Annotated in this window: 19 protein-coding genes, 1 other RNA gene and 1 pseudogene; 12 read left to right on the top strand and 9 right to left on the bottom strand. The window is 65.6% G+C overall.

Annotation, left to right across the window (positions count from 1 at the left end):
* The first annotated feature begins 42 nt into the window (after positions 1-42).
* Positions 43-924 (top strand): PD40 domain-containing protein, encoded by an 882-nt coding sequence (locus EO156_RS06925; RefSeq protein ID WP_016851019.1) that lies wholly within the window; start codon positions 43-45, stop codon positions 922-924.
* Between the two features lie 465 nt (positions 925-1,389).
* On the opposite strand, the gene EO156_RS06930 is transcribed toward EO156_RS06925, so the two are convergent.
* On the bottom strand, positions 1,390-3,924 hold the full coding sequence (locus EO156_RS06930; protein WP_016851020.1) for a sulfite reductase flavoprotein subunit alpha: 2,535 nt from the start codon (positions 3,922-3,924) through the stop codon (positions 1,390-1,392).
* Between the two features lie 230 nt (positions 3,925-4,154).
* Here EO156_RS06930 and EO156_RS06935 point away from each other — a divergent pair, with 230 nt between their 5' ends.
* On the top strand, positions 4,155-4,904 hold the full coding sequence (locus EO156_RS06935) for a DNA/RNA non-specific endonuclease (RefSeq protein WP_016851021.1): 750 nt from the start codon (positions 4,155-4,157) through the stop codon (positions 4,902-4,904).
* Between the two features lie 128 nt (positions 4,905-5,032).
* Here EO156_RS06935 and EO156_RS06940 read toward each other — a convergent pair whose 3' ends face one another.
* Positions 5,033-5,947: a LysR family transcriptional regulator gene (locus EO156_RS06940; protein ID WP_016851022.1), complete on the bottom strand. Its 915-nt coding sequence runs from the start codon at positions 5,945-5,947 to the stop codon at positions 5,033-5,035.
* A gap of 92 nt (positions 5,948-6,039) precedes the next feature.
* Here EO156_RS06940 and EO156_RS06945 point away from each other — a divergent pair, with 92 nt between their 5' ends.
* Positions 6,040-7,032: an SDR family oxidoreductase gene (locus EO156_RS06945; protein WP_029829586.1), complete on the top strand. Its 993-nt coding sequence runs from the start codon at positions 6,040-6,042 to the stop codon at positions 7,030-7,032.
* A gap of 64 nt (positions 7,033-7,096) precedes the next feature.
* Positions 7,097-7,174: non-coding RNA, sX9 sRNA (locus EO156_RS06950), on the top strand.
* A gap of 44 nt (positions 7,175-7,218) precedes the next feature.
* Here the strand turns inward: EO156_RS06950 and hemB are convergent.
* Entirely contained in the window at positions 7,219-8,211 is a 993-nt protein-coding gene (gene hemB / locus EO156_RS06955; RefSeq protein ID WP_005916512.1) for a porphobilinogen synthase, read from the bottom strand.
* A gap of 226 nt (positions 8,212-8,437) precedes the next feature.
* Positions 8,438-8,680, bottom strand: a complete 243-nt coding sequence (locus tag EO156_RS06960; protein ID WP_016849902.1) for a hypothetical protein — start codon at positions 8,678-8,680, stop codon at positions 8,438-8,440.
* Positions 8,681-8,905: 225 nt separating this feature from the next.
* Here EO156_RS06960 and EO156_RS06965 point away from each other — a divergent pair, with 225 nt between their 5' ends.
* A complete protein-coding gene (locus EO156_RS06965) occupies positions 8,906-9,376 on the top strand; it encodes a hypothetical protein (RefSeq protein WP_011052691.1) in 471 nt (156 codons plus the stop codon).
* Positions 9,377-9,474: 98 nt separating this feature from the next.
* On the opposite strand, the gene EO156_RS06970 is transcribed toward EO156_RS06965, so the two are convergent.
* Positions 9,475-11,265, bottom strand: a complete 1,791-nt coding sequence (locus EO156_RS06970) for a DUF885 domain-containing protein (protein ID WP_016849903.1) — start codon at positions 11,263-11,265, stop codon at positions 9,475-9,477.
* A gap of 305 nt (positions 11,266-11,570) precedes the next feature.
* On the opposite strand from EO156_RS06970, the gene EO156_RS06975 reads away from it, so the two are divergent.
* Entirely contained in the window at positions 11,571-11,942 is a 372-nt protein-coding gene (locus tag EO156_RS06975) for a hypothetical protein (protein WP_011052694.1), read from the top strand.
* A gap of 251 nt (positions 11,943-12,193) precedes the next feature.
* Here the strand turns inward: EO156_RS06975 and EO156_RS06980 are convergent, their stop codons facing one another.
* Entirely contained in the window at positions 12,194-14,440 is a 2,247-nt protein-coding gene (locus EO156_RS06980) for a S9 family peptidase (RefSeq protein WP_016849904.1), read from the bottom strand.
* Between the two features lie 328 nt (positions 14,441-14,768).
* The gene (locus EO156_RS06985; RefSeq protein WP_003487283.1) at positions 14,769-15,458 is read right to left on the bottom strand and encodes a glutathione binding-like protein; all 690 of its coding nucleotides are present in this window, start codon (positions 15,456-15,458) and stop codon (positions 14,769-14,771) included.
* 14 nt (positions 15,459-15,472) lie between these two features.
* Between EO156_RS06985 and EO156_RS24325 the strand changes: the two are divergent.
* The 6 genes and pseudogenes from EO156_RS24325 to EO156_RS07015 all read left to right on the top strand — a co-directional run bounded on the left by EO156_RS24325 (position 15,473) and on the right by EO156_RS07015 (position 23,484).
* Positions 15,473-15,679: pseudogene (locus EO156_RS24325) on the top strand (hypothetical protein).
* A gap of 168 nt (positions 15,680-15,847) precedes the next feature.
* The gene (locus EO156_RS06995; protein ID WP_016849905.1) at positions 15,848-18,862 is read left to right on the top strand and encodes a TonB-dependent receptor; all 3,015 of its coding nucleotides are present in this window, start codon (positions 15,848-15,850) and stop codon (positions 18,860-18,862) included.
* A 191-nt stretch (positions 18,863-19,053) separates the two neighbouring features.
* Positions 19,054-19,755, top strand: coding sequence for a SapC family protein (locus EO156_RS07000; protein WP_003487286.1), 702 nt, complete (start codon positions 19,054-19,056; stop codon positions 19,753-19,755).
* Positions 19,745-20,758 carry a cupin-like domain-containing protein gene (locus EO156_RS07005; RefSeq protein WP_016849906.1) on the top strand — a complete coding sequence of 338 codons (1,014 nt, stop codon included), beginning with the start codon at positions 19,745-19,747 and terminating at the stop codon, positions 20,756-20,758. The genes EO156_RS07000 and EO156_RS07005 overlap by 11 nt, the downstream gene beginning before the upstream one ends.
* Positions 20,759-20,768: 10 nt before the next feature.
* Positions 20,769-22,334, top strand: a complete 1,566-nt coding sequence (locus EO156_RS07010) for a tryptophan halogenase family protein (RefSeq protein ID WP_016849907.1) — start codon at positions 20,769-20,771, stop codon at positions 22,332-22,334.
* A gap of 139 nt (positions 22,335-22,473) precedes the next feature.
* On the top strand, positions 22,474-23,484 hold the full coding sequence (locus EO156_RS07015) for an energy transducer TonB (protein WP_029829588.1): 1,011 nt from the start codon (positions 22,474-22,476) through the stop codon (positions 23,482-23,484).
* Positions 23,485-23,671: 187 nt separating this feature from the next.
* Here EO156_RS07015 and EO156_RS07020 read toward each other — a convergent pair whose 3' ends face one another.
* On the bottom strand, positions 23,672-24,865 hold the full coding sequence (locus EO156_RS07020) for an ABC transporter permease (protein ID WP_003487291.1): 1,194 nt from the start codon (positions 24,863-24,865) through the stop codon (positions 23,672-23,674).
* Positions 24,862-25,608, bottom strand: coding sequence for an ATP-binding cassette domain-containing protein (locus tag EO156_RS07025; RefSeq protein ID WP_003487292.1), 747 nt, complete (start codon positions 25,606-25,608; stop codon positions 24,862-24,864). The genes EO156_RS07020 and EO156_RS07025 overlap by 4 nt, the downstream gene beginning before the upstream one ends.
* Between the last annotated feature and the right edge of the window lie 5 nt (positions 25,609-25,613).

Genomic DNA, 25,613 nt, shown 5'->3' on the forward strand with positions numbered 1-25,613 from the left:
ACTATGCGCGACGTAGAGCCGCTCTTGAGGCAGGAACACCGCATGCACTATCGATGGACGCTGCTCACGCTGGCGGCAAGTTTACTCTGCGTCCCGTCCGCTTCGGGGCTTGCTGAATTCGGCATCGAGGGCATGGGTGTGGTCTCCACGCCGGCCAACGAGGCACGCGCCACGCTCAGCCCGGACGGACAGCGCATCGTTTGGGCCAGCGACCGGACCGGTGGCACCGGCAGCTGGGATCTGTGGCAGGCGCAGCTGCGCGGCGGGCGCTGGCAGGACGCGCAGCCGCTGCCGATCAATACCGCGCAGGACGAGACCACCCCATTGTTCAGTGCCGACGGCCGCTGGCTGCTGTTCGCCTCCACCCGGCCAGGCGGCGCGGGCGGTAGCGACCTGTACCGTGCACCGGTGGATGCGCAAGGCGCCGTCGGCCCGGTGCAATCGCTGGGCGCAGCGATCGACAGCGCCGGCAACGAGCGCGCACCGACGCTGTCGCTGGACGGCACACGCCTGCTGTTCGCCAGCGACGGGCATGGCGGTGCTGGCGGCATGGATCTATTCGTCGCGCACTGGGATGGGCAGGCGTTCACTGCGCCGGTGGCCTTGGTCGACATCAACAGCGCAGCCGACGAGCTGGACGCCGCCTGGCTCGGCGACGGGCGCGCGCTGGTATGGGCGCGCGGGAAGACCGATGACCCCAGCCAGTTGCTGCTGGCCATCTGCAAGGACGGGCATTTTGTACAGGGCTCGCCGCTGCCGCTGTCGTTCAACGGGCCGCAGGAGCGCACTTTCGGCGCGGTCGTGGATACGGCCAAGCCCGGCGAATTGCTGGTGACCGGCAGTGCTCGCGCGCCGCGCGCAGGGCAGTTGGACATTTATCGGATGAAGGCACCGGCAGCCGATGGCGATGCGAGTTGCCGTTGAGGTGGATGGGTGCATCGGTCAGATCGAGAAGATGTTATCTGGGCATTCGCCGCAGAGCTGCTGATCGCCTCCGATGAGGTGACTAGCAAGCCGTGCGACGCGAAGTCCTCATTCTTCAATAAACAACCAGCGAACTGACTGGCGTGTTGCCCTCGCCGATTGCGCGCCCGATGGCGGCACGGATGCCGCCATCCGGCGCGCAGGGATGGGTTCACGGCGTGTCCTGCAAGCGGCGAGGACACCGCACGCTCGACCGGCGAGGATTTATTGATGCGTCCAACAGGTCGTAAGCCGATACAACGCTGCACCAATGCCATGCAAACGTAGAACGCTCGCCACCCGAAGTGGGCGCGTATCCGTCGTCCACGGTGATCTGCGGTTCTACACTCTGCGCACCCGCACAGTGCTCACTCGCCAGGTTCTGCTAGCCGATGTAAAGCGGGGCTGGTGCCGTCATCGCCGCGCTCAGTACACATCGCGTCGATAACGCCCCGCCGCGGTCAATGAGTCCAGACGCGTGTCGCCGAGTACTTCGCGCAATGCCGCATCGACCGCGCGCGCCATGCTGTCCAGACTGCCGCAGACGTAAATCACCGCGCCTCGGTCGATCCAGTGTCGCAACGTGTCGGCGGCGTCGCGCAAGTGATGCTGCACGTAGCGTTTTTGTGGTTGATCGCGCGAAAACACCCATTCCAGCTGCTGTAGATGCCCACTCGCCTGCCAGACCTGCAGCTCGTCGGCGAACAGGCGGTCGTGCGCCGCATGCCGTTCGCCAAACAACAACCAGTGCCCATGCACGCCGGCCAACTCGGCCTCGCGTAGCAGCGCGCGCAGGCCCGCAATGCCGGTGCCGTTACCGATCAAGACCATCGGCATCGTTTCGAGCCGATGGAACCCGGGATTGGTGCGCAACCGTGCGCGCACCGGCGCGCCGATCGCCGCGTGGCAGATCAACCAGCCCGAACCCAGACCGGGACTGCCATCGGCACGCGCCGTCAGCCGCACCACCACCATCGCAGTGGCGTCAGCCGGTACGCTGGCGAGCGAATAATCGCGTGTGGGCAGCCAGGCGCATGCGTCCAGCCAGGTTTGCGGATCAGGGCGATGGGCAAGCGGCGTCGCGGGCGGCTCGGGCAGTACGCGCTCGGCGGCAGCCTGCTGCAATGGCAGCAGCTGCGCATCCACATGCACCAGTGCGTCCGGCGCCAGGCCCCATGCCGCCAGACAGGTGCGCACCTGCGCCTGGGCATGCGCAGGCTGCACTTCGAGGATGTCGCCGGCCTGCCACTGCGCATCGGCGGGTGGCTGCAGATCGATACGCCAGATCGGCGCCCCCTGGCTGCCCGGATTCAGATGCGTGCGTGAGGACAGGGTCCATTCGGTCAATCTGGGGCGTGCCAGCGGCGCCACGTTCATGGGTGCACCGGCGATCTGGCCCAGCTGCGCATGCCAGTGCGCCAGCGCCTGCGGGTCGACGTTGTCCAGTTCCACCGCAGGAAACAGGGCGCGTGCACCTTGCGCATCCAGCCACTGTTCGACACGCCGCGAGAACCCGCAGAACTGCGCGTATTGGCGGTCTCCCAGCGCCAGCACCGCGTAGGCCAGGTGCGGCAATTCCAGGCGTTGCCGCAGCAGCCCACGCTCGAAACCGCGTGCCGCATCCGGGGGTTCGCCATCGCCAAACGTGCTGATCACAAACAACGCATGCCCGGTGCGTTGCAGTGCCTGTGCATCCAGCTGCGCCAGCGAGCGCACCTGCACCGGCAAGCCGGCAGCCTGCAGATGCCCGGCGGCCTGCCACGCCAGGCGCTCGGCAAAACCGCTCTGGCTGGCAAACGCAATCAACCATGGTGCCGCCTGCGAGGCCGGTGCTGCGCCTCGCAACACCTTGCGCGCAGCGCGCAGCGCGCGTTTTTTGCGGCGCCGATCCAGATACAGCATCCAGCCGGTGACGAAGAACACCGACATGCCCAGGCTGGCCAGCATCACCACGATGCGCCCGGGCAACCCGAAGAAACTGCCCGAATGCAGCGGGAACATGCTCACCGCCAATTGCTGCCCGCGCGGCAGCAGCGCGTAGTCCTGGCGCTGCAGCAGTGCTCCGCTGTCCGGCGCGATATCAAGACTGTTGTAGGCGCGATCGTGAGCCGGATTGTCGGGCAAGAACCGCACATTCAACGGCTGCCCGGCGCGCGTGGGAATGCGCAGATCCAGGGCGGCGCTGCGCGTGGCGGGAATGCCATCGAGCGTGCGCTGCACGCGTGCAAGATCGACGGTGGCCGGGCGGCTATCGCCTTTGTCGCCACGTATCGCAGGCAGGCCGCCGAGCAAGGCCACCATGCCATCGCGATACCAGGGGTAGGACCAGGTCAGCCCGGTCAGCGCGACCAGCAAATACACCAGCAAGCACCAGGTGCCGAACACCGCATGCAGGCTCCACAAAAAACTGCGCCCCTGCCGTCGCCATTCCACCGCCCACCAGGTGCGCGGGCTCCACCACCGTCGCGGCCAGCGCAGATACAGCCCCGATGCGCAGAAGAACAGCAAGATGAGGGCGCTCGCACCGGTGACCGCCTGCCCGCGTTTGCCAGCCGTCAGGTTGCGGTGCAGGTCTTCGATGAAGGCAAACGCTGTACTCAGCCGCGGCGGCGCGACCCGCTCACCCGTATAGGGGTCGAAGTACACCCGGCCCGCGCCCTTGCCGGAAAGACGCGCGGCAGACGGGCGCGCACCGGTGGGGTCGATCAACAGGCGCGTCACCGCCTGTTTTTGCCCCGCACCGGCTGGCGCCAGATCGAGCCGTTGCAGCAGCACATCCACCGGCAAGGCCCGCTCGCCCGCCGCATGCCGTTGCGCCAGTTGCGCAATGGCCGGATTGGCCATGCGCACGATCTCGTTTTCGAACGACATCGCCGCGCCGGTCAACCCCATCACCGACAGCACCAGCCCGGCAGTGATACCGAGCAGCCAATGCAGCTGGAACAGGAGCGTCTTGATCAAGACCTGGCCACGAAACAGGACGGCCGGCCATTGTAGATGAGAATGAGTCTCGCATCCGATCTGCATCGATGCCGATGGCGGCCCGCGTCCCGCTGCACGCCACGCACCGGAAACGGTCCGTCTTGTCGGATGCGTTCTGCCTCGCCGTCATCTGCCGCACATGGCGCGGTCATCGTTCGGACATCGCGCATCGCCACCTTCCTCACTCCCCTTGGCAAGCGAGCTCTGCAATGTCCTTCTTCCTGCGCGGTTGTGTGGCCCTGGCAGTGTTGTGCACGACCTCCGTGGCGGCCGCCACGACCCGTTGTCCCACTCTTTACGCGAACGGCACCCCGCCTAGCGTGAGCAGCACGACCCGCACCACCGAGGTCTGCCACACCGAATACGTGCTGCTGGCCTCGGGCGTGACCAAGGACCCGGCATATTCGGCCGAGCATCTCACCGACCAGCAGGTCGCCGGTGCCGAGGCGATCGGCAGGGTCGGCTCGTTTCACGATGAAACCGGCATTCCGGCCGCCGACCGCTCCAAAAGCTCCGACTACACCAACACCGGCTACGATCGCGGGCACATGACGCCGGCCGGCGATGCATCGACCGAAAGCTCGGAAAAAGAAACCTTTTCCATGGCCAACGTCGTCCCGCAGGACCACAAGCTCAACACCGGAGAGTGGGCGCACATCGAAGAGCAGGTGCGTCAGCTGGTCAAGCAACACGGCGAGTTGTACGTGGTGACCGGCCCGGCGTTCGACAGCGGCACAGCACCGACCATCGGCACCGACAAGGTCGCCGTCCCGGCATATGTGTGGAAGGCGATCTACGAACCGGGCGTGGGCGCCGGCGCGTATCTGTGCGTCAACGACAGCAGCATCAATTGCGACGTGGTGTCGATCGACGACCTGGTCGTGATGACCAACGTCGACCCGTTCCCCTCGCTCAGCGCCAGCGTGAAGTCGCACGCGATCGCGCTGGTGCTGCCGTAAGGATGGCCACCTGTGCGTGCGGCGGTCGGCTGCATCGCGTCGCGCAGGCGGACATCGCACGCAAACGGCAACGGACTCGTTGATCGCAGCGGCTGGATGCCACGCAGGGCGCAGGCACCCAGCCGCTGTCAGTTGCTGCCGAGGCCAGCGTCCGGCGCGGCGCAGTGCGCGGCCAATCCATCTGCCAGGGCCGCGAACACCGCACTGCAGGCAGCGCTGGCGCGCAGGTCTTGATGCATCGTGACCCAGACGTCCAGGGCAACGCCGACCTGCTGCGGCAACACCTGCAGCAGGCCCGGCGTTCGCCGTGCCAACATCGCCTGGCAGAAGCCAATGCCGCACCCGGCGCGGATCAGCGCCAGCTGTGCCAGATCGCTGTCGGCCCGTAGCGCGAAGGCCGCAGGTTCCCAAAACGGGAAGCCCTTGCGCGCGCCGCGCAGAAACGGGGTGTCCGTGTCGAAACCTACCAGCGCATGCTGGGCCAGATCCTCCGGGCGCTGCGGCAGGCCATGCCGGTCCACATAGTCCGGATGAGCGTGGAGCCCGATCGCGACCTTGCCGACGCGACGCGCCACCAGCAGGTCCTGCTGCGGCCGGATCATGCGCACCGCCACATCGGCTTGGCGGTGCAGCAGATCCTGCACCCGATTGCTCAACACCAGTTCCATGCGCAGCTGCGGATGCGCAGCACACAACGCAGCCAGGATCGGCGGCAGGATTTCCGCACCGACCACCTCGCTGGCCGAGATCCTGACCGTGCCCTGCACCGCCTCACCATGACGGCTGGCTGCGCGCTGCAACGCCGCGGCAATGTCGGCCATCGCCCGTGCATGGCTGCGCAACGCCTGTGCGGCGTCGGTCGGCAGTAGCCCGGTTTGCGAACGGACGAACAGCGGCACCGCCAGCAGGTCCTCCAACGCTGCGACATGCCGCCCGATGGTGGGCTGGGTCAGACCCAGCGCGCGTGCCGCTGCCGACAACGAGCCCTCCTCCAGCACCGCAAGGAAGGACCGGTAAAGCTCCCAGCTGATCGTGTCGGCCATACATAAATGTATAGCTGCACGCGCAGCTTCGGCAATTTATTCGTAGCCACGGCTTATCCACACTGGCCGCATCTCGATAGCGGAGCAGACCCATGACACAGACAGCAACCGCCCTGGTACTGGGCGCCAGTGGCGGCATCGGCGGCGAACTGGCGCGGCAACTGCGCGATGCAGGATGGCAGGTGCGTGCGTTGCAACGCGGGTTGGCGGCCACCGCCGAGCAGCGCGATGGCATCGACTGGCGCCGCGGCGACGCCATGCAACGGCACGATGTCCTGCAGGCAGCGCGCGGTTGTGCGGTGATCGTGCATGCGGTCAATCCGCCCGGCTACCGGCGCTGGTCAGAGCTGGTGCTGCCGATGCTCGACAACAGTATCGTCGCGGCTCGCGCCGAAGGCGCCACCCTCGTGCTGCCTGGCACCGTCTACAACTACGGCCCCAGCGCCTATCCATCGCCGGACGAGGAGGCGCCGCAGACGCCGACCAGCCGCAAAGGGGCGATCCGGGTCGAGATGGAGCGCCGCCTGCAGGCCGCCACCGCGCACGGTGCGCGGGCGCTGATCGTGCGCGCCGGCGACTACTTCGGCCCGCGCGCGCGCAACAGCTGGTTCGCGCAGGGGCTGGTCGCCGCAGGGCGCCCGGTCGCCACGGTGACCCTGCCCGGCGCGCCGGGCGTTGGCCATCAATGGGCCTACCTGCCCGACGTTGCGCAATGCATGCTGCGGCTGCTGCAGCGCCGCGACACGCTGCCAGCGTTCTGCCGCCTGCACATGGCCGGGCACTGGGATGCAGACGGTACGCAGATGGCCGCGGCGATCGGCCGGGTGGTCGTGCGCCACGGCGGCGCGCAACCAGCACTGCGCCGCTTTCCGTGGTGGGCACTGCCGCTGGCCAGCCCGTTCGTGCCGCTGGCACGCGAACTGCGCGAGATCCGCCCGCTGTGGCGCAACCCGCTGCGCCTGCGCAATACGCGCCTGCGCGAGGTACTGGGCGAGGAACCGCACACACCCCTGGAAGACGCCGTCGAGGCGACGCTCGCCGGATTAGGCTGCCTGCCGACACCGTTGCTGGCACCAGCGCACTGACCAGGAGCAGCTAACAAACGACTGCGCAACCGCCAGGCGGGCGCGGCCGGTGCTCGGAATCGGCATGTACCACCCACACACTGCGGTTCTGAGCGCGCCGTCCGCATCCACCTGACGGCTGCTCGCTACGTTTTTGTTAGCCGCTCTAAGATGCGCCTGCGGCGACGTGGCCGCAGGCGCTCGCGCTCAGCGTGTTTCGCGCAACCAACGCGCCACTTGCGGAGCGAAATAGGTCAGCACGCCATCGGCACCGGCACGCTTGAAGGCCATCAACGCCTCGAGCACGCACTTGCGCTCGTCCAGCCAGCCATTGGCCGCTGCCGCCTTGAGCATCGCGTACTCGCCGCTGACCTGGTAAGCAAAGGTCGGCACCCGGAATTCCTCCTTCACCCGGCGCACCACATCCAGATACGGCATGCCTGGCTTGACCATCACCATGTCCGCGCCTTCTTCCAGATCCAGGGCGATCTCGCGCAAGGCTTCGTCGCCGTTGGCCGGGTCCATCTGGTAGGTGGTCTTGTCGGCCTTGCCCAGATTGCCGGCGCTGCCCACCGCATCGCGGAACGGGCCGTAGAACGCCGAGGCGTATTTGGCCGAGTACGCCATGATGCGCACGTTGAGATGATCGTCGGCATCGAGCGCGCGGCGGATCGCACCGATACGGCCATCCATCATGTCCGAAGGCGAAATGATGTCCACGCCCGCCTGCGCATGCGACAACGATTGCTTGACCAGTGCCTCGACCGTGATCTCGTTGAGCACATAACCCTTGGCGTCGATGATGCCGTCCTGGCCGTGGGTGGTGTACGGGTCCAGCGCTACGTCGGTCATGACGCCCAGCTCCGGAAAGCGCGACTTCAAGGCACGCACCGCGCGCTGCGCCAGGCCGTCCGGGTTCCAGGCCTCGGCCGCATCCAGGCTCTTGCCGGCCGGGTCGATCACCGGGAACAGGTCGATCACCGGGATGCCCAATTCCAGCGCGTTTTCCGCTTCGCGCAGCAACTCGTCCAGCGACAGGCGTTCCACGCCCGGCATCGACGCAATCGGCGCGCGGCCAGACAACTCGTGCACGAACACCGGCCAGATCAGGTCATCGGTGGTCAGCGTGTTTTCACGCATCAACCGACGCGAAAACGCATCGTGGCGCATGCGGCGGGGGCGGTAGTGCGGGTGGGCCATCACAAGGCTCCTGTAGACAGCGCATCAGTTTACGCCCGCCATCACGCGCAGGACGCGCTGCGACGCAGTGTCGCAGTGTCGCAGCGCTGCAACGGCAACCGTGCTGGATGCGTGCGCCTGACGGCACATCGGCAGCGAATCGCACGCTGGCGACACAGGCCCCGCTCGCCTCGCGCACGCGGCACGCGCAGACGCATGTAGTCATCGCTGCCTTGTCGAGAGCCTCTTAGATAATCCCTCCGCCCAGGGTCAGGCGGATCACCCCGACCACGATCACCAGGCCATTGAGCACCAGGCCGGTCTTGGCACGGCCGCGGTTGCCTGCCGAGGTGAACAACAGCGCGACGGCGGCGATCAGCGCGCCCACCGCCGCGAACGGAATCAGGAACCAGTTGCCCCACCCCAGCAGCGGGATGAAGGCCAACACCATCCAGAGCAGCGCCACGATGCCCCACAACAGGCTGATCAATCCCACGTGCCACCTCGTCTTGAAGAAAGCACGAGCTTACCGGCACGGCCGTCCTCACACCGTGGGCGAGTGGTCATCATGACCAATGGCGGTTTGGCGGCAGCCTCACACCGGCATGGCTAGGGTGCGCCAAAGTCCGGCGCGATTCAGTCCAGGCGCCGGATCATCGCCGGCCGCTACCCGGCTTTCATTACCCAGCTTTCATTACCCACGGGGGGGTCCACCATGCACAAGCAATCGCTGATCAGGAACGTGGCCATCGCGGCGGCCACCGCCGCCTTGCTGGCCAGCTGCGCCAGCAGCTCCAAGGTGATGCTGGGCCAGGCGCGCGCGCCGATCGACCCGGCACAGGTGCAGGTGTATTCCAACGCACCGGTCGGCTCGGTGGAAATCGCCCAGCTCGAATCGACCAGCGCCGCCGGCTTCGGCACCCAGGGCCAGACCGACGCCGCCGTCCAACGCCTCAAGCGCGAAGCCGCCAAGCTCGGCGCCAACGGCGTGGTCATCGTCGGCGTGGGCTCCGAACGCTCCGGCGGCGGCCTGTCGGTCGGCGGTGGCAGCTATGGCGGCCACGTCGGCGGCGGCTTGGGGATCGGCATCCCCACCACCCAGAAGCGCGCAGCGGGTGTGGCGATCTGGGTGCCGGCAGGGGCGGAGCAGCGCCCGGCACCGGATGTTCCGCCGGCGACGCGGTAAAGCCCGCAAGATTCACCTGCATCAATGCACCAGGGCGCGATGGATGACTGTTTGCAGCCTTCCATCGCGCCCTGTGGTTTTGCATCCGCCGGAACTGGTTAGCGCTTGGCTTGTTGCGCGGGAATGAACTGCGTCTCCACCGCCTTGGCCAGCTGGTCCGGTGGCAGCAGGCCCTGGTCGAGCAGGAAGTTGTTGAAGGCCAGGCGGTCGAACTTCTTGCCCAGGGCCAGTTCGGTGCGCATGCGCAGTTCGAGGATGCGGGTATAGCCGTAGAAGTAGCTGCCGGCCTGGCCGGGGGCGCGGACGGTGTAGCGGTCCAGTTCCTGGCGGGTCATGGCCGGCGACAGGCCGACGTCGTCTTCCAGTACCTGGCGCGCGCGTTCGCGGTCGATCAGGCCCAGGTTGAGCATCGGGTCGAGCATGGCGCGGGCGGCGCGCAACAGGCGGAACTGCAGGGCGATGAGCTGGCCGTCGAGCGGTTCGTACGGCACCATTTCCGCTTCGGCATACAGCGCCCAGCCCTCGACGTTGACCGAGTTGAAGGCGAACATGCTGCGCGCCAGCGAGACGCCGCGTTCGACCATGGCGGTGAACTGCAGTTCGTGGCCAGGGCGGCCTTCGTGGGCGCTAAGCGTCCAGGCGGCCGAGCCGAAGTTGAAGTCGTCGTACTGCTCCTTCTTGGCGCCATCGGCGGTCGGGTTGCCCAGCGGCAACACGAACTGGCCCTGCTGGCCGGTATTGCCGATCAACGGGGCCGGCAGGAAGTGCGGGGCCGGTTGGGCCGCGCTTTCTGCGGCGCTGCCCAGGCGCATCTGCATCGGGCGGTTGGGCACATCGACGATGCGCTGCTGGCGGATGATCGGGTCGATCTGATCGATCACGCCGCGGTAGTGGGTTTCCAACTGGTCGTCGGCGATCTTGTTGCCCTTGAGGGCGCGGATCACCTGCACATAATCGCCGCCCTGCACGCCCTTGGCCTTGGCCACCAGCGGCGCCAGTTGGCGCATGGCCGAGCGCGTCTCCATGAACTCCAGTTGCGCGCGCTGGATCAACTGCTGCGGGGCGATATCGATCCCGACCTGCTTGAGCTGAAAGGCATACAGCGGCTCGGGCAGGCGGGTGTCCTTGCGCGCCTTGGGCAGCACGGTGCTGCGGGTCCAGGCGGCGTAGTCCTTGAGTTGCGTGGACATCGCCTTGAGCGCTTCGTCGGCGCCGGCGATCTTGTACTTGGCGAACAGCTCGCCAATACCGGCCACATACGTGTCCACATTGGCCAGTGCCTGCTCGACTTCGCGCTGGGTGGGCTGCAGCAACGCCTTGTTGCTCAGCTTCTCCTCGTAGCGCTGGCGCGCCAGCGTGGTGGTGGGCGTGCTTCCCGGTACCAGGCCGACGTAACGCTTGAGGCGATCCAGCGCCTTGGCGCGGCGCTCGGGCACGGTTTGGTCGGAGAGCAGACCGTTGAGGCCACTGAAGACCGCCTCGGGAGCATCGCTCCAGGGCAACAGGTACCGCTCGTTGAGCTCGCTGCCTTCGATGTTCTGCTCGGCCGCACCGATCATGATCTGCAGGTCCTGGCGCACGTTGGCATCGCGCTCGGTGGTCAACTTCGCTTGCAGCGTGGCGCGCGCCTTGCGCATGGCATCGCGATAGCGCGCGGCGTTGTCCGGACCCAGGTCGACGACCTGATCGTCGTAGCCGGGCACGCCGAAGAAGCTGGCGTATTCGGGTTGGAACGGCGCCTGCGCATTGAGCAGGATCTGCGCATAGCCGTTGCTGGTCTGCACCCAGGCCGGGCTGGCGGGTACCTTGGCAATGCTTTGGCTGGTCTGCGCCTGGAGCGGCAAACAGGTGCCTAGCGCCAGAGCGACGGTAATCACAAGAGGCTTCATCGAGAAGATTCCAACAGGGCGATGCGCGACTGTACGCGGAGCACGCGGCGCCGACAACCTGCCGAAGGTCATCGTGCCTGCTGCCACAGTCCACTTCCTCGCCGCACACAAAGAATCGATGCAAGGAGACAGGCGAAGCGATTCATGCATTAAGCGGGAAAAACAGAAAGACTGGCCCCCCTCATGGATTTGGCACTGCGCACCTGCTTTCACACGCTTACTACAGAGGCCAGCTGCACGCATACCGACTTTGACTTACCATAGGTAGAACGTACACTTCAAGAATCAGCACTCAAGGAATTGTCATGAAACGCTGGATAGGGATGTTTGCAGTTCTTCTGTTCACTCAGGCGGCTAGCGCAGCGGGACAAAGTGTTTATCAAGAGCTGGCATGCCGCAGCAATGATCCCTTTGTTTTTTGTACCCAGGGGTGCAAAGACGAGGACAAAAACTGGACGCCGATTGATCCGATCTCCGGAACCTGGGTCGCTGTTCCAGGCTATTGTCCATGGCCAACGAGTACCGGACCATGTTGTGTTGGCAATGTTTGCTTCAACGTCTGGACACAGACCGCCGTCACCGCAGTGGGCCAGTACATGAGTATTTGTCCCCAGGCGAAGAAGCAGGGCCAGTGGAAAGGAAAGCAACGGCCTGAAAAAGTTCCGTTCGACCATTAAACGGCGCCTTCCGGATAACGCTTGGTTTGAAGTGCGGTAAGCACGGAGTGTCTTGCGAGCACTGCACTCTCTCCACGCTCAAGCCTGCATCCAGACGAGAGCCCTGCTTTCTGCAACGGTCACCCTGCTTCAACACTATGCATGAAGCCATCTATTTTTTTATTGAATAGAAAGTTGGAATCTCTGACCAAGGAGTAGTGGTCACTCCCTGTTTTCCGCAGCTTTCGTCAGTCTCGAACAGACGTATTCAATCAGACGTCGGGGCCCCAAGATGGTCCCAAGCAGCGTTCAATAAACGCTTCGGCAGTCTTGTAACGATGCAGCGCCGTGGCGCCCGACAACCCATGCTTGGCACCGGGATACGTCATCAATTCGAATGGGGTGCCGCGTTGCTGCAGCGCGCTCATCAGCGCGGTGGAATTGGTGAACAGCACATTGTCGTCGGCCATGCCGTGGATCAGCAGGAGCTTGGCGCGCAGGCCATCCAGATGCGTGGCGATGCGTGCGTCGCGGTAGCCTGCAGCGTTGCGAGCCGGCAGATCCATATAGCGCTCAGTGTAATGCGTGTCGTACAGGCCCCAATCGGTGACCGGCGCGCCGGCCACGCCGCAGGCATAGGCATCGCTGCGCTTGGCCAGCAGCATCAGGGTCATGTAGCCGCCATTGGACCAGCCCTGCACGCCGATGCGCTTGGCATCCACCCAGGACTGTTGCCTGAGCCAGGCCACGCCTTGCAGCTGGTCGTCCACTTCCACCGTGCCCTGCCTGCCGTACAGCGCGCCACCGAACTCGCGCCCGCGCCGCGGAGTGCCGCGGTTGTCCAGCGAAAACACCACGTACCCGCGCTGGGCCAGGTACTGGTCGAACAAGGCATCGCCGCGGCTGGGCCAGGCATCGAGCACGGTCTGCGCTGCCGGGCCACCGTACACGTAAACGATCACCGGGTAGCGCTTGGCCGGATCGAAGTGCTCCGGCTTGGTCAGCCGGTAATGCAGCGGTGTCTTGCCGTCGGCGGCGGTGAGCGTGCCGAATGCGATCGGGCGCTGTGCATCGCGGTAGGTGGCGTACGGATGCTGCGGATCGCTCAGGTCGTTCTCCAGCAGTGTGGCGATCTTTTCGCCACTGGCGCGGAACAACTCGATCTGCGGAGGCGTGGTGCTGTTGGACCAGGTATCGACGTACACGCTGGCGTTGTTGGCAAAACTGGCCGCGTGCGTGCCGTTGGTGGCCGAACGCTTTTCGATCGCGCCGCCGGCCAGGGGCACGGCGTAAAGATGCGTTTGCGTAGGCCCGTCCTTGCTTGCGGCGAAATACACCGTGCCGGCCTGCTCGTCGACGGCGAGCAGGGCATCGACCACCCAGTTGCCCGAGGTCAGCGGCGTCAGCGTGCGGCCGTCTTCGGATGCAAGATACAAATGCGCGTAGCCGCTGCGTTCGGAGTTCCAGAGAAAGCGGCCATCCTTGAGAAACCGCAGGTCGTTGCTGAGCGGCACCCAGGTGGGCGAGGTTTCGGTAATGAGCGTGCGCTGCGCACCGCTGGCCAGCGTGGTTTCGATCAGCTCGAGGGTTTTCTGGTCTCGCGACTGGCGCTGGAAGGTCAGGCGCTGTGCATCGCGCCAATCCACGCGCGCCAGATAGATGTCCGGGTTCTTGCCCAGGTCGATCCAGCGCGGGGTGGCCTTGGCGCGCGGTGCGATCACACCTAGCTGCACCGCTACATTCGGCTGGCCGGCCTGCGGATAGCGCTGGCTGATCACCTCGGTATGGTCGGCATACACTTCCGGGCGCTTTTGCACTGGCACCTGCGCTTCGTCGATGCGCGCGAAGGCGATCGCCGAATCGTCCGGCGCCCACCAATAGCCAGTGTGACGCTCCATTTCTTCGTCGGCGACGAATTCGGCCACGCCATTGCCGATGGTCTCGCTACCATCCCGGGTAAGCTGCAGCGCGTTGCCACTGGCCAACTCGATCACCCACAGATTGCGCTCACGCACGAAGCTGACGAAGCCGCCCTTGGGCGAGAGCTTGGCGTCGGTGGCGAAGCCTTCGCCGTGTGTGAGTTTGCGTACCGCGGCCGCGCCGGTCTTGCGCAGGTCGTACAGATACAACTCGCCACCGAGCGGGAACAGCAGCGCATGCGCATCCGGCGCCCATTGGTAATCGACGATGCCGGTGAACGCGGCGATGCGCTGACGTTCACGGCGGGCTTTTTCGACATCGCTCAGGACCTCGATGCCGGGCAGCACGACCTTGGAATCGACCAGCAGGCGCGTCTGGCCGCTGGCGATGTCGTATTCCCACAGATCCAGCTGGTTGCGATCGCTGTCCTTGCCGCGCAGGAAGGTCACGCGCGAGCCATCCGGCGCCACCTTGGGCTTCATCAACGTGGGACCGGAAAGCGGCAACGGGCCGGTGATGGCCTCCAGGGTGAGTTTTTCGGCGTGGGCCATGGGAATGGTGCTGAGCATGAGGGCAAGGGTGACCAGCAGGGCGCGCATCGATGATCCTGTCTGACGGCTGCGCACAGGATGCGGAGGTACTACGGATTTGAGAAGCGCGGCGATCCTGGCGTTGGCCGCTCAGGCGTGCGCGCGTTGGGATTGATGGTGCCCGGGATGCGCACGCATCGCGAGATGTCTGTGGGCGGTGGGGACTGACACGTCGCTACGCATGGCGAGGGAGCGCACTTGGGGGGGCGCTGTCAGTCTCCGGCGATGCCGTACCCTCACCCCTCTCCCGGGGGAGAGGGGCTCGTGCGGCCCCGTTGATGTGTCGCGCGCGTTTGATGCGCGTGTCCTGTTACGCAACCGCTCCTACGACGTTGCTTCAACGCTTGCCGAACAGGTGCTTGCGCTCTTCATCGCTGAGCGGCTGGCCCGCATTGGGATTGACCTGCTCCTTGAGCGCGTAGGCGCGCTGGGTCGCCGGGCGCGCGGCGATGGCGTCGTGCCAGCGCTTCAGATGGGGGAAGGCGGCGTAGTCGGGTTTGAGGTCGCCATAGACTTCGATCCACGGATAGCTGGCCATGTCGGCAATGCCGTAGTCGTCGCCCGCCAGGAAGGCGTGGTCGGCCAGGCGCTTGTCGAGCACGCCATGCAGGCGACGCACCTCGGCGTTGTAGCGCTCGATCGCGTACGCAATCTTTTCCGGTGCATAGACGTTGAAGTGACCCATCTGACCGCTCATCGGGCCCAGCCCGCCCATCTGCCAGAACAGCCACTCCAGTGCAGCGATCCGGCCGCGGGCATCGCGCGGCAGGAAGCGGCCGGTCTTCTCGGCCAGATACAGCAGGATCGCGCCGGACTCGAACACGCTCTGCGCACCGCCGCCATCGGCCGGTGCATGGTCGACGATGGCCGGCATCTTGTTGTTGGGCGAAATCTGCAGGAATGCCGGTTCGAATTGTTCGCCCTTGCCGATGTTGACCGGCTTGAGCGTGTACTGCAGCCCGGCCTCTTCCAGAAACAGCGTGACTTTGTGCCCGTTGGGCGTGGGCCAGTAGTACAGATCGATCATCGTGCGCTCCAGTCATAAGGTGGGGTCGTTGCGGCAGACATGACGCACGGCGGCATGCCTAGCATGCAGGCGTCGGACCGGAAGCGCAGTAGCGCCTGACGAATCCGCTTGCCGGTTGCGCATTCAAGGCTTGCGTCCGCTACGTCGGTGCCATCGCATCTCGAGAGACGTTGCCATCGAAGCTCGATGGTAAGGCCAAGCGTTTGCACACGGATGCATGACACGCCTCGCTCGGTGGAACGATGTGTGACGCGCGATAGGGTCGCGGCCGATGCTGCAGTGCAAATTGACTTTGTTAAGGCCGCACTAACAAATGCTGGATTGTTTCATCGACCTTTGCCTGCCCCGCCTGGGGCCGGCCTTATCTTCTGTTTGGGGAAGCAACTACCGTGAGAGAGACTCGCACCCTGCCGCGCACGCGGCGCTTGACGTCTGCCCTGCTGTTCGCCTTGTCGACTCCGCTGGCCGCGCAGACCGCGCCGGCGCCGCAATCGGCATCCACTGTCCCGGGTTCCAGTCAGGCCGACCCCGCCACCCTCGATACCGTCCAGGTCAGCGGCATTCGCGGCAGCCTTACCTCGTCGATGAACGTCAAACGCGACGCGCAAGGCATTGTCGACGGCATCGTGGCCGAAGACATCGGCAAGTTCCCCGATACCAATCTGGCCGAATCGTTGCAGCGCATCAGCGGTGTGTCGATCGACCGTTCGCTGGGCGAAGGCTCGCGCGTCACCGTGCGTGGCGTCGGCCCGGACTTCAACCTGGTGCTGTTGAACGGACGGCAGATGCCGGGCGCCAGCATCGAAGAATCCAACGCCTCCAACTCGCGTGCATTCGACTTCGCCAACCTGGCGTCCGAATCGATCTCCGGCATCGAGGTGTTCAAGACCAGTCGCGCCAGCACGCCCACCGGCGGGATCGGCGCGACCATCAACATCAAGACCGCCCGGCCGCTGGATAACCCCGGCATGCATGCCAATGTGGGCCTCAAGGGTGTGCACGACGCGTCCAACGAGAACCTGCCCGGCCGCCTGCAGGGCGATTCGCTGACGCCGGAAATCTCCGGTATCTTCAGCAACACCTCGGCCGACGGACGCTTCGGCGTGTCGCTGAGCGGCAGCTACCAGGAACGCGACTTCGGCTACAGCCAGGTCGGCGTCCCCAATGGCTGGCGCGCATTCCGTGGCGATTCCACCGCCTACGGCACTATTCCGCAGCCGGGCGCACCGGGTTCGGAAAACATCGTCAACCGCCCCGGTCCGAACGATATCTATTCGGTGCCGCAGAACCTCAACTACCGCGTGGTCGGCGTCGAACGCCAGCGCACCAACGGCCAGTTGACCCTGCAGTACAAGCCGCTGGACAACATCACCACCACGCTGGATTACACCTACTCGGAAAACAAGATCCAGCAGCAGCGCAACGAGATGTCGGTGTGGTTCAACTACGGACCGTCCGCCAGCGCCTGGACCAAGGGACCGGTCGCAGGTCCGATTACCTATTCGGAAATCGTCAATCCGCCCACCAGCGACCTGGCTACCGCCGGCTCCCAGGCGGCCACGCGCAACCAGAACAAGTCGCTGGGTTTCAATGTGGATTGGGCGGTGAACGATCAGTTCAAGCTCAACTTCGACATCCACCGCTCCACCGCCGAAGCCGGCGCGGACAGCCCGTACGGGTCGAGCAACTCGCTGGGCGTATCCGGCTTCTACCGCGGCACCTCGGTGGTGGATTTCAGCAAGGATTTCCCGGTGTTGCAGCAGCAGCTGGGCTTCGGGCTGAATGGCCTGGACCCGTCGCGCACGCTGGTCACCGGCTCGGCGTTTCGCAATAGCTACATGAAGTCGGAAATCGATCAGGCGCAGGTCAACGGCGACTTCACCTTCGAAAACTATTCGCAGTTGAAGTTCGGCATCGGCAGCACCGAGGTCAAGAACCGCTCGGCGTTTTCCAACGTGCAGCGCGACACCTGGGGCGGCAACGGCACCGCGGCCGATTATGCGGACGACCTGTGGATTCCCAGCACGTTCGCGCAGTACTTCGATGCGATCGACGGCAGCGGCAATCCGGCGCAGTTCAACCAGCTGTTCCTGTTCGACTTCGAGCGCGTGCGCCAGGCCGCTGCGCAAGCCGCTGGCGATGAGTCGCTGTACCGCATCTCGCCGGTGTTCACCACCGACCGCCGCGTGACCGAAAAATCCAAGAACGCCTACCTGCAGTGGGGCAATAGCTGGGACGATCTGCGCGTGCCGATCAGCCTGGCCGCCGGCGTGCGTTACGAAGAAACCAAGGTCCAGGCACAGGCGCTGGTGCCGGTGGCCGTGGGCATCGACTGGGTTGCCAACAACGAGCTGCCGATCCGGCTGGCCGACTCGGCGTTCTCCGGTGGCAGCGGCAAGTACGAATACTGGCTGCCCAGCCTGGACCTGAGCTTCAAGCTGCGCGAGGACCTGGTGCTGCGCGGCAGCTACGGCGAAACCATCGGCCGGCCTGGTTGGGGCGACATCCAGGGCGGGCAGACGCTCAACCAGATCGGCCGCATCGAAGGCGGCTCCGGCCAGGAAGGCAATCCCGGCCTCAAGCCATTGCTGTCGCACAACATCGACCTGTCGCTGGAGTGGTATTACGGCGAGGCGAGCTACGCCTCGGTGGGGTTCTTCCGCAAGAACATCGACAACTACGTCGGCGTCACCACCCGCAACGACACCTCGCTCGGCCTGCACACGCCGGTGGGCGGCGCCTACTGGAACCAGGCGCTGGCCAATGGCTGCGCCACCGCCGACCTGACCTGCATCCGCAACTACATCTTCCGCAACTTCGCCGGCCAGCCCGGCGTGGCCCGCGGAACCGACGACACCAATGGCAATGCCACCGGTACGATCAGCGGGCAGCCGGGCGACCCGGTCGCCAACTTCTCCATCACCGCGCCGGCCAACCAGCGGTCGGCCTCGCTGGACGGGTGGGAATTCAACGTGCAGCACATGTTCGGCCAGAGCGGCTTCGGCGTGTCGGCCAACTACACCAAGGTCGACTCCGGGCTCACCTACAACAACTATGTGATCGGCGAGCAGTTCGCGCTGGAGGGCTTGAGCGATTCGGCCAACCTGGTCGGCTTCTACGACAAGGGACAATGGCAGGTCCGTGCGGCCTACAACTGGCGCGACGAGTTCCTGGCCGCGCGTTTCGACGGCAGCGGCCTGCCCAACCCGGTCTATACCGAAGCCTATGGCCAGCTGGATCTGAACATCGGCTACAAGTGGACCGACAACCTGTCGCTGAGCCTGGAAGCGATCAACCTCACCAACGAAATACAGCGCCAGCATGGCCGGCAGAAGAACGAGATCATCTATGCCACCCAGACCGGCCCGCGCTACATGCTGGGTCTGCGCTACAAGTTCTGGTGATACCGCTGTAGCGATGCAGGACTGACTGCATCGCTACAGCAAGCCGCACGTTCCCCCGGTAGCCTGGCTGCCGGGAGAACGTACACGGCCGTTGCACCCGCCCAAGGACGTGAACGCATCCGGGGCTTGCCGTGCAGTGGCGATTCGTTGAAGCATGGGCCACGCGCCCCCGCGTGCTGTGCCTATCCCCCATGACCAATGCCGTGTTGTTGAACAATCTCGATCACCGCGATCTGCGCGTGATCACCGCGCACGGCGCCGCCTATGGCGATGACGTGATGTCGGCTGCGACCTTTCCGCAGGAATTCCGCCAGTTGCAGGCGCAATACCCCATCGTGTTCCATCGCAGCGGCGAGCGCAGTTTCCAGCCGCTGGCATTGCTGGGATTACGCCTGGGCGAAAACCTGTTCCTGGATGGGGCGCGTTGGGATGCGCCCTATATCCCGCTGGCGATCCAGCGCCAACCGTTCCTGATCGGCGAACAGCCCGATGGGCCGATGGTGCATGTGGACCTGGACAGCCCACGCGTCAGCACCACCGAGGGCCAGTTGCTGTTTCGCGAACACGGCGGCACCACCGAATTTCTCGACCACATCAGCCAGGTGCTGCGCACGCTGCACGATGGCCTGGTGGCCAGCACGGCATTCGTCGAACGTGCGCTGCGTTACGACCTGCTCGAACCATTCGTGTTCGAAGCCACCTTGAACAACGGCCTGGAATGCCGCCTGGCCGGGCTCTATGTCGTGCACGAAGAACGCCTGCGCGCACTCGACGACGCGGCGCTGCTCGAACTGCACCGGCATGGCGATCTGGAACCGCTGTACATGGCGGTGGCCTCGATTGCGCAATTGCGCCATCTGCTCGAACGCATGAACCGCCGTCATGCCGGCTGAGCCACGCGCCATCCAAGAGCGTCACGGCCTGGACCCGCAACAGCTGGACCCGGCCATCCTTCGCTCCACCACGCCGCTGGTGCTGCGGGGGCTGGTGCGCGACTGGCCGCTGGCCCGCGCCGGTGCCAGTTCTGCGCAGGCCGCTGCCGCCTACCTGCGTGGCTTCGACCGCGGCGAAGCGGTGGTGGCGCAGGTTGGACCACCGGAGATCGGTGGGCGCTTTTTCTACAACGCGGACATGAGCGGCTTCAACTTCCGCCCCGAACGCGTGCCGTTGGGCGTGGTGCTGGACACCTTGCTGCGCGACCTGCACGTCTCCCTGCCGCCGGCGATCTACGTCGGCTCCACCACGCTGGACACCTACCTGCCCGGGTTGCGTGCGCATAACCCGATCGCGCTGCCGCAGGGCGAGCCGCTGGCCAGCATCTGGATCGGCAACCGCACCCGCATCGCCGCCCATCAGGACCTGCCCGACAACCTGGCCTGCGTGGTCGCCGGGCGACGCCGTTTCACTCTGTTCCCGCCCGATCAGCTGGCCAATCTCTACATCGGTCCGCTGGATCTCACCCCGGCCGGGCAGCCGGTCAGCCTGGTGGATATCGCCGCACCGGACCTGCAGCGTTTTCCACGCTATGCGCAGGCGCTGGACCACGCCCTGGTCGCCGAGTTGGCGCCGGGCGATGCGCTGTTCATTCCCAGCATGTGGTGGCATCACGTCGAGGCACTGGAGAGCTTCAACGTCTTGGTCAATTTCTGGTGGCGGCAGAGCCCGGCCTATATGGATTCGCCGATGAACGCGCTGATGCTGGCGCTGCTGACCATTCGCGACCTGCCGGCCGAACAACGCGCCACCTGGCAGGAAGTGTTCCGTCACTATGTCTTCGAGTCCGACGACGGGACCGCCGCGCATCTGCCCGATGCCGCGCGCGGTGTGCTGGCGCCGATGGACGAGTCCAGCGCGCGCAGCCTGCGTGCGCGGCTGCTGCAACGCTTGAATCGCTGAGGATTTGACCATGCCCGACACCACGCCTTCGGACCCGCAGCAGCGCCCGGTACGCCGCGTCGTCATCGCCGGTGGCGGCACGGCCGGCTGGATGGCGGCTGCAGCGCTGTCGAAACTGCTGGGCCGGCACCTGCAGATCACCCTGGTGGAGTCCGACGAGATCGGCACGGTGGGGGTGGGCGAAGCCACCATCCCCAGCCTGGTCACCTTCCACCGCTTGCTGGAAATCGACGAAGCCGCCTTCATGGCCGCCACCCAGGCCACCATCAAGCTCGGCATCGCCTTCGAACACTGGCGCGATGTGGACCAGCATTACATCCATTCTTTCGGGCATGCCGGGACCGACCACTGGAGCGCCGGGTTCCAGCATTTCTGGTTGAAGGGGCGCCAGCGCGGGGTGGCGCGCGACTTCGGCGACTACTGCCTGGAACTGCGTGCGGCGCAGGAAGGCCGCTTCGCGCATCTGCCCAATGGCGGCATGAATTACGCCTACCACCTGGACGCCGGGCTGTACGCGCGCTTCTTACGCCGCTTCAGCGAAGGCTTCGGCGTCTCCCGCGTCGAAGGCCGCATCGGCCAGGTGGAGACCGATGCGCAAAGCGGCTTTCTTGCCGCACTGACCCTGCAGGACGGCACGCGGCTGGAAGGCGACCTGTTCCTGGATTGCACCGGCTTTGCGGGCCTGCTGATCGGCAAGACGCTGGGCGTGGGCAGCGACGATTGGTCGCGCTGGTTGTTCGCCGACAGCGCGTTGGCGGTGCAGACCGAATCGGTGGGCCCGCCGGTGACCTACACCCGTTCGCGCGCCGATCAGGCCGGCTGGATGTGGCGCATTCCGCTGCAGCACCGGGTGGGGAACGGCATCGTGTATTCCAGCCGCTACATGGACCAGGATGGCGCCCGCGCGGTACTGGAACGCAACCTCACCGGGCGCGCGCTGACCGAACCGCGGCCGCTGCGCTTCACGCCCAACCAGCGCCACCGCGTGTGGGAAAAGAACTGCGTGGCGCTGGGCCTGGCAAGCGGGTTCCTGGAGCCGCTGGAATCGACCAATATCCATCTGATCCAGCGCGGCATCATCCGCCTGCTGCAGACCTTTCCGCAGGTGATCAACGCTGTCGACATCGCCGAGTACAACCGTCAGGCGGCCCAGGAGATCACCCACATCCGGGATTTCGTGATCCTGCATTACCACGCCACCGATCGCCGCGATACGCCGTTCTGGCGCGACTGCGCGGCCATAGACATCCCCGATTCGCTGCGTCACCGGGTGGAGTTGTTCCGCCAGAGCGGGCGGGTCTTCCATCAGGCCAACGAGCTGTTCGCCGAGAACTCCTGGGTGCAGGTGATGCTGGGCCAGGGGGTGGTGCCGCAACAGCACCACCCGGTGGCCGACCTGATGGGCGATGCGGAGCTGAGCCGCTTTCTGGAAACCATCCGCACCCGGGTGGAGGCGGCGCTGGTGCGGTTGCCTGCGCACGCGGACTTCCTGCAGCGCTACTGCCCTGCCCCGCCGCTGCCCGAAGCGGCCGCGCGCGTGCCGGCCCCGCCGGTCATGGCGACCCCGGCGGGATAAATTTCGGCGATCTGCGGCGCAACCCTTGGCTTAGACCGCCCCAGCAATGCTAGATTGCGGCATTGCCGTCCATTGCGGGAACAATGGCCGGCGCTCGCCGCAGCAACGTTATCTTTCGCACTCGGGGTAAGGGGGACGCATGTTGGATCTGACACAGGGCCGTATGGCACGCCGGATCGCGCCGGTCATTTTGCTGGTGGGCCTGGTCGCCTGCTCCAAGCAGGAAGACAAGGCCGCCGCCACCACGCCGGCGACCGGCGCCACACCGGCGGCAACGGCACCCACGCCGGCCACGGCCGTCTCGCCGCAGGTGCAGTCGATGGCTGCCGAACAGTTGCGCGAATCGGCCACCAAAGCGCTGCAGGACAACCGCATGTACGCCCCGGCCGGCGACAACGCGGTGGAGTACTACCTGGCCTTGCGCGAGAAGCAGCCGCAGGACGCCACCGTCAATAGCGCGCTGACCGATCTGCTTCCCTATACGCTGATCGCCGCCGAACAAGGCATCAGCCGCGAAGAGTTTCCCGAAGCGCAGCGTTTGATCGCGTTGATCGAGAAGGTCGACCCGCAGGCACCGGCACTGCCACGCCTGAAGAGCGGCCTGGAAACCGGCATGAAGACCGCTGCCAACCGCTCCGAGCAGGATGCCGAGCAAGCCAAGAAGCAGGTCGAGGACAAGGCCAAGCAGGCGGCCGAGCAGAAGCGCCTGGCCGAGCAACAGAGCCGCGAGGCCGCCGCTGCCCAGCAGATTGCCGCCCAGCAGGAAGCGGCCCGCCAGCAGACTGCCGAGGCCGAGCGCCAGGCGGCTGCGCGGCGTCAGGCCGAAGCGCCGGCACCCACACCGGCGGCCCCGCGTCCGGCGCCGGCCGCCGCCGCTGCAGCCGCACCGGCCGCGCAGTCGCTGCGTCCGATCAGCACCCCGGCACCGCGCTACCCGGCCGAAGCGCTGCGCTCGGGTACCTCGGGCGAAGTGCTGGTGGAACTCACGGTCGGTACCGACGGCTCGATCACCGCCTCGCGCGTGCTGCGCGCCAACCCGCCGCGCGTGTTCGACCGCGAAGCCCTCAACGCGGTCAAGCGCTGGCGCTTCGAACCGGTGGCCGCACCGGTGACCACGCGGCGTACGCTGTCCTTCAATCCGGGCGATTGATGCCTGCGTCGTCGATGACATGGAAACGCAAAAGCCCGCAGCGATGCGGGCTTTTGCGTTGTGGCGATGGTGCGTTGTGGCGATGGTGCGTTGTGGCGATGGTGCGTTGTGGCGATGGTGCAGCGTCGGTATTGCGCGTTGGAGGGTGCCGCAGGAACTTGCAGCAAACAGCCGCCACGCAACAACCTCAGCCCGAAATCGCCAGACGCTCCTGGTGATACCGGCGCACTGCCGCATACCACAGCAATGCCGCCACACCGAAACCGGCCAGCAGATACACCGCCCACGTCTGTAGGTTGATGGTCTCGTGGCGGATCACCTTCAACAGCATCTGGTTCTGCGCCAGAAACGGCACCGCAAAATGCCACAGCTGCGTCTTCAGCGGATAGGCCATCAAGGCGTAGCCTGGCAGCATCGGCAGCAGCAGCAACCAGGTCATGTGCGCCTGCGCTTCCTTCATGCTCTTGGCCGCGGCGGCCAGATAGGTCAGCAGCGAAGTGCCGACAAACAGCATCGGTACCAGGATGAAGAGCATCTGCAGCATCGGCACGAAGCCGACATTGAGCTGGCGGCCCAGATTGGATGTGGAGAGCTGCGCGCTCAGCTTGAATGCCAGCAAGGTGAGCAACAGCGACACCATGCCGATGACGCAGGCCGCAGCGATCTTGCCGCTGACGATGGCGCTGCGCGGCGCAGGCGTGGCCAGCAACGGCTCCAGCGACTGGCGTTCGCGCTCGCCGGCGGTGGCGTCCAGAATCAACGACGCGCCGCCCAGAAACGAGGTGATCACCAGCAACACCGGCAACAGCATCGCCATCATCTGGCCGCGCTTGGCTTCGGCAGTGGCCAGATCTTGCGCGGCGACTTCCAGGGGCCTGGATACCTGCGCGTCGATACCGCGCGCCAGCAGCCGCAAGGCGCCGACCTGCTGGCTGTAGGCGGTGAGCGCGGCCTGCAAGCGCATGCTCGGCACATCGGCCTCGCGTCGGGTGCTGTCCTTGATGATCTCCACCAGCGCCGGCCGGCCTTCGCGCCAATCCTCGGCGTAGCTGTCGCTGATGCGCAGTGCCACATCCACATCCTGGTTGCGGATCGCCGCGGTCAGATCGGCTGGCGCATCCACGGCATTGAGCCCCTGCGCGGCCAGAAATCGCACCAGATTCGGTGCATTGCTGCGACCGAGCGTGGGGATGTCCAGCGGCTTGTCGATCTGCGTGCGTACCCGGCTTTCGCTCAGGGCGCCCATGCCCAGGATCAGAATCGGGTACAGCAGCGGCGACAACAGCAACGCCAATGCCAGAGTGCGCCGGTCGCGCGAGATGTCGCGCAATTCCTTGCGCAGCACGGTCCACAGCGTGGACAACAACGATGTGGTGCTCATGCGTGCAGCCCCTCGTCCGAGCCGATCGCCTTGACGAAGGCGTCTTCCAGATTGTGTTCACCGGTGGCAGCGCGCAATTCCTCGGCGCTGCCGGAGGCCACCACTTTGCCCTTGGCGATGATGACGATGCGGTCGCACAGCGCGGCGACCTCCTGCATGATGTGGCTGGAAAAAATCACGCAGCGCCCCTCCGCACGCAGCTGCTGCAAGAAGCCGCGCATGGCGCGGGTGGTCATCACATCCAGGCCGTTGGTGGGCTCGTCCAGGATCACGTTGCGCGGGTCGTGCACCAATGCGCGCGCAATCGCGGTCTTGGTGCGCTGGCCCTGGCTGAAGCCTTCGGTCTGGCGGTCGAGAATGTCGTCCATGTCCAACGCGCTGGCCAGCAGCTGCGTGCGCTGGGCGATCTGGCTGCGCGACATGCCATGCAACTGGCCGAAGTAGGCAATGTTCTCGCGTGCGGTCAAACGCTTGTAGACGCCGCGTGCGTCCGGCAACACCCCGAGTGCGCGGCGCACCGTCACCGGATCGCGGGCGGCATCCACGCCATCGACCGTGACGCTGCCCTGGTCGGGCCCCATCAACGTGTAGAGCATGCGCAAGGTGGTGGTCTTGCCGGCGCCGTTGGGGCCGAGCAGCCCGGTGATCTGGCCATCGGCGGCGCTGAAGCTGACCCCGTCGACGGCTTTCACCAGCCCGGTCTTGGTCTTGAACGACTTATGCAGAGTATCGACGACGATCATGCGAG

Origin of the sequence: Xanthomonas sp. DAR33341, from assembly GCF_003992815.1 — a bacterium.
In the GTDB taxonomy this organism is placed as follows: Bacteria; Pseudomonadota; Gammaproteobacteria; order Xanthomonadales; family Xanthomonadaceae; genus Xanthomonas; species Xanthomonas cissicola.

Coding starts and splice junctions, on each gene's coding strand:
- EO156_RS06925 (WP_016851019.1), top strand. CDS start 43: ATGCACTATCGATGGACGCTGCTCACGCTGGCGGCAAGTTTACTCTGC.
- EO156_RS06935 (WP_016851021.1), top strand. CDS start 4,155: ATGTCCTTCTTCCTGCGCGGTTGTGTGGCCCTGGCAGTGTTGTGCACG.
- EO156_RS06940 (WP_016851022.1), bottom strand. CDS start 5,947: ATGGCCGACACGATCAGCTGGGAGCTTTACCGGTCCTTCCTTGCGGTG.
- EO156_RS06945 (WP_029829586.1), top strand. CDS start 6,040: ATGACACAGACAGCAACCGCCCTGGTACTGGGCGCCAGTGGCGGCATC.
- hemB (WP_005916512.1), bottom strand. CDS start 8,211: ATGGCCCACCCGCACTACCGCCCCCGCCGCATGCGCCACGATGCGTTT.
- EO156_RS06965 (WP_011052691.1), top strand. CDS start 8,906: ATGCACAAGCAATCGCTGATCAGGAACGTGGCCATCGCGGCGGCCACC.
- EO156_RS06970 (WP_016849903.1), bottom strand. CDS start 11,265: ATGAAGCCTCTTGTGATTACCGTCGCTCTGGCGCTAGGCACCTGTTTG.
- EO156_RS06975 (WP_011052694.1), top strand. CDS start 11,571: ATGAAACGCTGGATAGGGATGTTTGCAGTTCTTCTGTTCACTCAGGCG.
- EO156_RS06980 (WP_016849904.1), bottom strand. CDS start 14,440: ATGCGCGCCCTGCTGGTCACCCTTGCCCTCATGCTCAGCACCATTCCC.
- EO156_RS06985 (WP_003487283.1), bottom strand. CDS start 15,458: ATGATCGATCTGTACTACTGGCCCACGCCCAACGGGCACAAAGTCACG.
- EO156_RS07000 (WP_003487286.1), top strand. CDS start 19,054: ATGACCAATGCCGTGTTGTTGAACAATCTCGATCACCGCGATCTGCGC.
- EO156_RS07005 (WP_016849906.1), top strand. CDS start 19,745: ATGCCGGCTGAGCCACGCGCCATCCAAGAGCGTCACGGCCTGGACCCG.
- EO156_RS07010 (WP_016849907.1), top strand. CDS start 20,769: ATGCCCGACACCACGCCTTCGGACCCGCAGCAGCGCCCGGTACGCCGC.
- EO156_RS07015 (WP_029829588.1), top strand. CDS start 22,474: ATGTTGGATCTGACACAGGGCCGTATGGCACGCCGGATCGCGCCGGTC.
- EO156_RS07020 (WP_003487291.1), bottom strand. CDS start 24,865: ATGAGCACCACATCGTTGTTGTCCACGCTGTGGACCGTGCTGCGCAAG.
- EO156_RS07025 (WP_003487292.1), bottom strand. CDS start 25,608: ATGATCGTCGTCGATACTCTGCATAAGTCGTTCAAGACCAAGACCGGG.